This window comes from Streptomyces alkaliphilus (assembly GCF_014141535.1).
GTDB lineage: Bacteria > Actinomycetota > Actinomycetes > Streptomycetales > Streptomycetaceae > Streptomyces > Streptomyces alkaliphilus.
In genome coordinates this window covers 1-1,502 of the sequence record NZ_VKHT01001119.1, presented here as the reverse complement: position 1 = coordinate 1,502, position 1,502 = coordinate 1, and the positions used below count along the sequence as shown (strand labels likewise).

The 1,502-nt window shown below is 76.9% G+C and carries 1 protein-coding gene; it reads left to right on the top strand.

What is annotated here, in order from left to right:
• Nucleotides 1–1,489: ABC transporter ATP-binding protein (locus FNQ90_RS22825; protein ID WP_228471523.1), on the top strand; the 1,489-nt coding region annotated here is incomplete at its 5' end.
• Between the last annotated feature and the right edge of the window lie 13 nt (nt 1,490–1,502).

Sequence of the window (1,502 nt, the reverse complement as noted above, 5' to 3'; positions counted from 1 at the left end):
CCCCCGTTCCGCCCCCGACCCGCCGGCCGAACCACCGCTGCTGTCCGCCGAGGGGCTGCTCGTGCGGCGCTCGACCGACGCGGCGACCGTCCTTCGGGCCCCGGACGTCCGGCTGGATACCGGGCGGATCCTGGTCGTCACCGGTCCCTCCGGCACGGGCAAGAGCACTTTCCTGCACGCCCTGCTGGACATCCTGCCCCCCGGACTGCACCGGGCGGGCGGAACCGTCCTGTGGCGCGGGGAGCCGGTCCGCACCGGCGCACCGGCGCGCCGTCTGCGGCGCGCCCGCTGCGGCTGGCTCGGACAGGATCCGGCGGCGGAACTCCACCCCCGGGTGCGGGTCGACCGGCTGATCACCGAGGGACTGCCCGGCCGTCGCCGGGAGGCCGGGGAGCGGGCGGCCGAACTCCTGGAACGCCTCGGTCTCGACCCCGGTCTCCTGTGCCGTCGCGTGCCGGAACTCTCCGGTGGGCAGGCCCAGCGGGTCGCCCTGGCCCGAGCCCTGATCGGCGATCCCGAACTCCTCGTCGTGGACGAGCCCACCTCCGCCCTGGACGCCGGATCACGGGCCCTGGTGGAGGCGGCGGTGCGCGCCCACCGGGACCGGCCGGGCCGGGCCGCGGTGGTGGTCACCCACGACCCGGGATTCGCCGAGGCACTGGGCGACACCGTCCTGCGACTGGGACCACCGGCCCCCCGCGACGCCGACCGGAGGGCGGGGCGTCCGGCGCGTCCCCTCCGGGCGGAGGCCGACCCGACCGGTGCGGCGCCGATCACCCCGCCGGTCCCGGGCGGATCCCCCGAAACCGCCGTCCCGGTGCTGTCCGTGCGCGGGCTGAGGCTGGAACGCCCCGACGGTTCACCGCTGTTGGGGCCGTGTGACCTCGACCTTCCGCGCGGCGGGGCGTTGGCGATCACGGGCCCCTCCGGCAGCGGCAAGACGACCCTGCTGCACGCGCTGTGCGGCCGGCGCCCGCCCGCCTCGGGACGGATCCTCCTGCACGGCGTGGAACTGCCCGCCGCCACCGGGCAACGGGACCGGGCCCGGCTGCGGGCGATTCAGCTGATCGGGCAGAGCCCGCTGGGCGAACTCAACCCCGCCCACCGCGCGGTGACCGCCACCGCGCGACCGTTGCGGGTGCTGCACGGTCTGGGCCGGTCGGAGGCCCGGGCGGGGGCCGGGGAACTCCTGTCCGCCGTCGGGCTGGACCCGGGCCTGTTCCGCAGCCGACCCGGGGAACTGTCCGGGGGACAGCGCCAACGGGTCGTGCTGGCCAGGGCTCTGGCGGCACGCCCCGACGTCCTGCTGCTGGACGAGCCCACCGCCGCCCTCGACCGGTCCACCGCCGACCGGGTGCTGGACCTCCTGGATCGCCTGCGGGCCGAGGGGTTGGCCCTGCTGTTGGTCACCCACGACCCACTCGTGGCCGCCCGCGCCGATCGACAACTGTGCCTGGAGGGCGGGCGGCCACGAGTGGGTCGTGGGTGACCAACAGCAGGGC